The organism is Nostoc cf. edaphicum LEGE 07299 (assembly GCF_015207245.1).
Lineage (GTDB): Bacteria > Cyanobacteriota > Cyanobacteriia > Cyanobacteriales > Nostocaceae > Nostoc > Nostoc edaphicum_B.
In genome coordinates this window covers 1-4,450 of the sequence record NZ_JADEXF010000454.1, presented here as the reverse complement: position 1 = coordinate 4,450, position 4,450 = coordinate 1, and the positions used below count along the sequence as shown (strand labels likewise).

The window sequence follows — 4,450 nt, the reverse complement described above, 5'->3', positions numbered from 1 at the left end:
GTCAACAATCAAATTTTGTAGGTCGTGAAGACCAAATAAACCGATTTCGCCAAAATTTAGCATTACCGCTAGAAGACAATCGCCGTTGTTTTCTGTTTAACGTTTCTGGTCAAGGTGGAGTTGGTAAAACTACTTTGCTGCGGCAGTTTCGTAAAATTGCTGACGATGCAAAAATGATTTCGACTTACACTGATGAAACTGAAAAAACTATACCAGAAGTCATGGGTCGTATAGTTGAGGAGTTAGAACAGCAAGGTTATAAACTAACGCAGTTTAGCGATCGCTACAAAGTTTACTGCCAAAAGTGCCAAGAATTAGAAACAGATCCAGATGCTCCTCAAGGCTTTTCCGCTTTTGTCGGGAAAACTATGGTAAAAACTGGTGTGCGCCTAGCGCGTCAAGTTCCCGTTGGCGGCGCTGTATTTGAGATTGTAGATGAAGATGCTTTGGCTACCCAAGCCGGAGAATGGGCATCTTATGTTGCAAAGAAAATAACCAATAAAGATGAAGTAAATTTAGTTAAAGAACCCGAAGAAGTTCTGACCCCGCTATTTTTGCAAGATATTTCTAAAATTGCTGATAAAACTCCTGTTGTTCTGTTTTTCGATACCTCAGAACGCACCGGAGAATTCCTAGATAACTGGCTACGGGAAATTTTTGAGAACCAGCACGGTAAAGTATCTGCCAATATATTAATAATCATCGCCGGTCGCCAAGAATTAGATAAAAATGACTGGGCATCCTACGAAGAATTAATAGTTCGTTTCCCTCTGGAACCCTTTACAGAAGAAGAAGCCCAACAATATCTAACTCGTAAAGGCATTACAAACAATCGCATTATTGAAGTGATTTTAAACGTTTCTGGAAACTTACCCCTGCTCATGGAAATGCTAGCAGATGCTCATCACAATGACCCCAACCAGTTAATTGAGCCTAGCAGCAGTGCTGTAAAAAGCTTTTTAAGATGGATTGACGATCCCAAACGGCAACAACTGGTGCTTGATGCTGCTATCCCTCGGTGTTTGAACCGGGATGTCATGGCCCAGTTAAGACCAGAACAAGAAGCTGATGAGCTATTTACTTGGCTAAAAGAAACATCCTTTCTGAAGGAACGTAGTAACGGCTGGGTTTATCATGATGTCGTCAAAACCCAAATATTATGCCACAAACGCCTTTCATCGCCGCAAGGTTGGGCTGACATACATGGTAAGTTGGCAAAATATTATGACAGCCTGCGAAACGATTTGCAATTGGATGAAGATAACAAACAGCGTGATCCTAGCTGGCAAAGTCATACATTAAACGTCTTGTACCATAAATTATGTCAGTCGCCGCAAAGAAATTTATCTGTAGCTCTTAATGAATTTCTTGCTCTCCTCAAAAATCAACCTATTTTTGCTCAACAATATGTAAAAACAATGCTTCAAGCTGGTAAAGATGGGGATTCTGCTGAAGTTCAGTATTGGGGTAAGCAATTAGCAAATGGCTTAAACGCTTATGAAGAAAAACGCTATGAAGATGCTGCGTATAATCGCGCTTTAGTTTACTTAACCCTTGACCAACCAAACAAAGCACGAACTTGCCTAGTGCCTGTCATCAAGCTTGCTACAGAACATTACAAAAAAAATCCTAAAGACTGGCGTAATGCCTTTAATTTAGCCCTTTACTGTTTGGCTGCTCAATACACTCAACAAGCAGGCCACTTATATCGCTATGTTTTATTAAAAGGTGCTTCCTCAGAATCTATTAGTGAAGCTATCCAAGACCTAAATGACTTTTTGACTATCTTGCCTGACCATCTGCAAGCTACATTCATCCGACAGTTGTTGCAGTCTTCTCTAACCAAGTCTTATAAATTTTCAACCTACCCACCAGAAAACCCACGAGTCCCAACAACAAACTGCTAATCAATTCTCTCTCATAGTGTAAGTTCCTTTGAGTGGACTTACACTATGAGCCTGAGATTTCAAACTCTGGCACAGAAACGAGTAAGCGCAATGATGATTGACGCTTCAAATGTAAGCGATGTTCAACAACAAGCCTCAGTGCGTCTACGTATTCACCAATCAATCACATTCCCTTGAATCTTTCCAAATTATTGAAGCATTGCGGTTAAAATTTGCTCAATTTAAACCCTATGCATTCAAAAAACTGGCCTTAATTAAAGCCAGTTTTTTGATTTTATTGCTAACTTTTAGCAAAGCTTACGGCCGAACATTAAAGGAACACACTTGAGAAGATATTATTAAACTTTCTCATTAAAATGTCAACATTTCACTATTTGTTTCTGCAAAATTTACCATTTAGGTATTACCGTTTCTCTTAAATTCTCAGGCTGTGCTGACAAATTTTTGTCGCCAAAATGCTTATTCATCAACGCTGGAACCTGTGCAGCTTGAATTCGGCTATGGCGCGTTTTATCTGGCATTACTAAATTTGGCCCAGCTTTACAGTTCTTCATACAACCAGTGCCTTTAATTGTAACTTGGTCTTCTAAACCGCGATCGCTTAAAGCCGCCTCCAACGCCTGACAAACTGCTTTACCACCGCGTTTCATACAATCAGACTTTTGACACACCAAAATCGTGGTCTTAGCCTTAGCTGGTTTTACCTTGACATTATCAATAGATGGGGGTTTTTGTGGTGCTGCGATCGTTTGAATTGTTGCTGTTTCAGAACGCGCCGCCATCACACGTTCAGCTTTCAGTGTAACTTTGTCTTTTTTTATATCGTATTCTTTATAACCAACAACTTGTAGCCAAGTACCTGCTGGTAGCCGCAAATCAAAAGCAGCCCGTAAATGTTTAGCAAGTTTAACGTAGCATTCACCATCATGAGTACCTAGCAGTAAACCTTTTAGCTTATAGCCGTCTTTAATAACAAAATCTATAAATCTGCCCTCAAGGCAAAATTCTGATACTTCCATATTGTGAGATGCACCCATTTTTTAACCTCCTTTTACTTAAGACAAGCTGTCAAGCAAGATATTTTCAGCAGCAGCTAAAAATTAGAACTGTTGATAGCGACTTTTCCAGCAACACTCAAGAGTCCAAATCTGGTCTTGACGAGAGGCTGTAAATCGCCGTACTACACTCCAAAGTTGAACAGCCGCAGTCGGATTGCTAATTTCAACTTTTAATGGCTGGTTAGCCGCACAACTACAGGGAATGTCTAACTCCTCTAAGCGTTGATAGACTTGCCAGCGGTCTACCCAATTCACCTCTACAAGGTGGTTTATTTCTATTTCTGAACTATACGATTTCAAGAGAATTGCCCTCAAAGTGCAACAAACTTGCAGTAACTACCGCCATTTAACTCCCTGCTTTTTGAAAATCTTAGTAGTCTAGCTTCTTAAAACCAGCATACCTTAAGTGCAAACAATTCTCATTAATTTTCGAAAAAAAATAAAATTATTGCAATCTTTCATAAGGAAGATTAGAGGGATAACGAGGAGTATCAGGGCAAAGAGGCATTTACTCCTCCATCTCCCCTCACTCTCTTCGGTATATATGCACACTTAACTTTTCATGTCAATAGTAATGAGAAATATACACAACTTGATGAGCGTGCCATAATCCAGCAAACAATAAAGTTAAGGCTTTTAGTAAACAAAAATACAAAATCTTGTGATGGCAAATTGGCTTGCTCTTATTGTGAAAATGTTAATATGTAAAGAATAAGCAGTTAAAATCTATAATTGCTAAATAACGAGGAGAACAATGTCTGAAACGCAAACTTTGTTACGGAATTTTGGTCATGTATATGACAATCCTGTGTTGCTGGATCACAGTGTAACCGCTCCAGTTACAGAAGGATTTAACGTTGTATTAGCTAGTTTCCAGGCACTGTACTTGCAGTACCAAAAGCATCATTTTGTAGTTGAAGGCTCAGAATTTTACTCTCTGCATGAGTTTTTTAACGAAAGCTACAACCAAGTACAAGACCACGTTCATGAAATTGGAGAACGTTTGGATGGACTGGGTGGTGTGCCAGTAGCTACCTTCAGCAAATTAGCAGAATTAACCTGTTTTGAGCAAGAATCTGAAGGTGTATATTCCTCTCGCCAGATGGTGGAAAATGACCTAGCTGCCGAACAAGCAATCATTGGCGTAATTCGTCGTCAAGCTGCTCAGGCAGAGAGTTTAGGCGATCGGGGCACACGCTATCTTTACGAAAAGATTTTGTTGAAAACTGAGGAACGTGCATATCATTTATCTCACTTCCTCGCCAAAGACAGCTTAACTTTAGGGTTCGTCCAAGCAGCTCAAAGCTAAAATTCTCATCATCTAGATTTGTTTACCTAGATTGAAAGAAAAAGTTGGCAGCACCAACTATTAAAATATTATAAAAAATGGCAGAGAATGGTATCCCTATTTCTCTGCCATTTTTAATCTAAGTAAACATATTTATATAATATTTAACGTTGAAAATATTTAGCAATTAGCTAGTT

General features: G+C 39.3%; 3 protein-coding genes and 1 pseudogene. 2 read left to right on the top strand and 2 right to left on the bottom strand.

All coding sequences use genetic code 11. The annotated features are described in order from the left end of the window. A pseudogene (locus tag IQ229_RS14640) lies at window positions 1-1,907 on the top strand (hypothetical protein); the annotation flags it as partial. A gap of 389 nt (window positions 1,908-2,296) precedes the next feature. Here the strand turns inward: IQ229_RS14640 and IQ229_RS14635 are convergent. Both IQ229_RS14635 and IQ229_RS14630 read right to left on the bottom strand, forming a co-directional pair. Then, window positions 2,297-2,944 (bottom strand): (2Fe-2S) ferredoxin domain-containing protein, encoded by a 648-nt coding sequence (locus IQ229_RS14635; protein ID WP_194044837.1) that lies wholly within the window; start codon window positions 2,942-2,944, stop codon window positions 2,297-2,299. A gap of 63 nt (window positions 2,945-3,007) precedes the next feature. Further along, complete coding sequence (locus IQ229_RS14630) at window positions 3,008-3,265, bottom strand: Asr1405/Asl0597 family protein (protein WP_099102114.1); 258 nt, start codon at window positions 3,263-3,265, stop codon at window positions 3,008-3,010. A gap of 454 nt (window positions 3,266-3,719) precedes the next feature. Between IQ229_RS14630 and dpsA the strand changes: the two genes are divergently transcribed. Beyond that, window positions 3,720-4,274, top strand: a complete 555-nt coding sequence (gene dpsA / locus IQ229_RS14625; RefSeq protein ID WP_194044835.1) for a DNA starvation/stress protection protein DpsA — start codon at window positions 3,720-3,722, stop codon at window positions 4,272-4,274. Window positions 4,275-4,450: the final 176 nt, after the last annotated feature.

Bases quoted from the DNA above. Each gene is read 5' to 3' on its own strand.
- IQ229_RS14635 (WP_194044837.1), bottom strand. From the start codon at position 2,944: ATGGGTGCATCTCACAATATGGAAGTATCAGAATTTTGCCTTGAGGGC.
- dpsA (WP_194044835.1), top strand. From the start codon at position 3,720: ATGTCTGAAACGCAAACTTTGTTACGGAATTTTGGTCATGTATATGAC.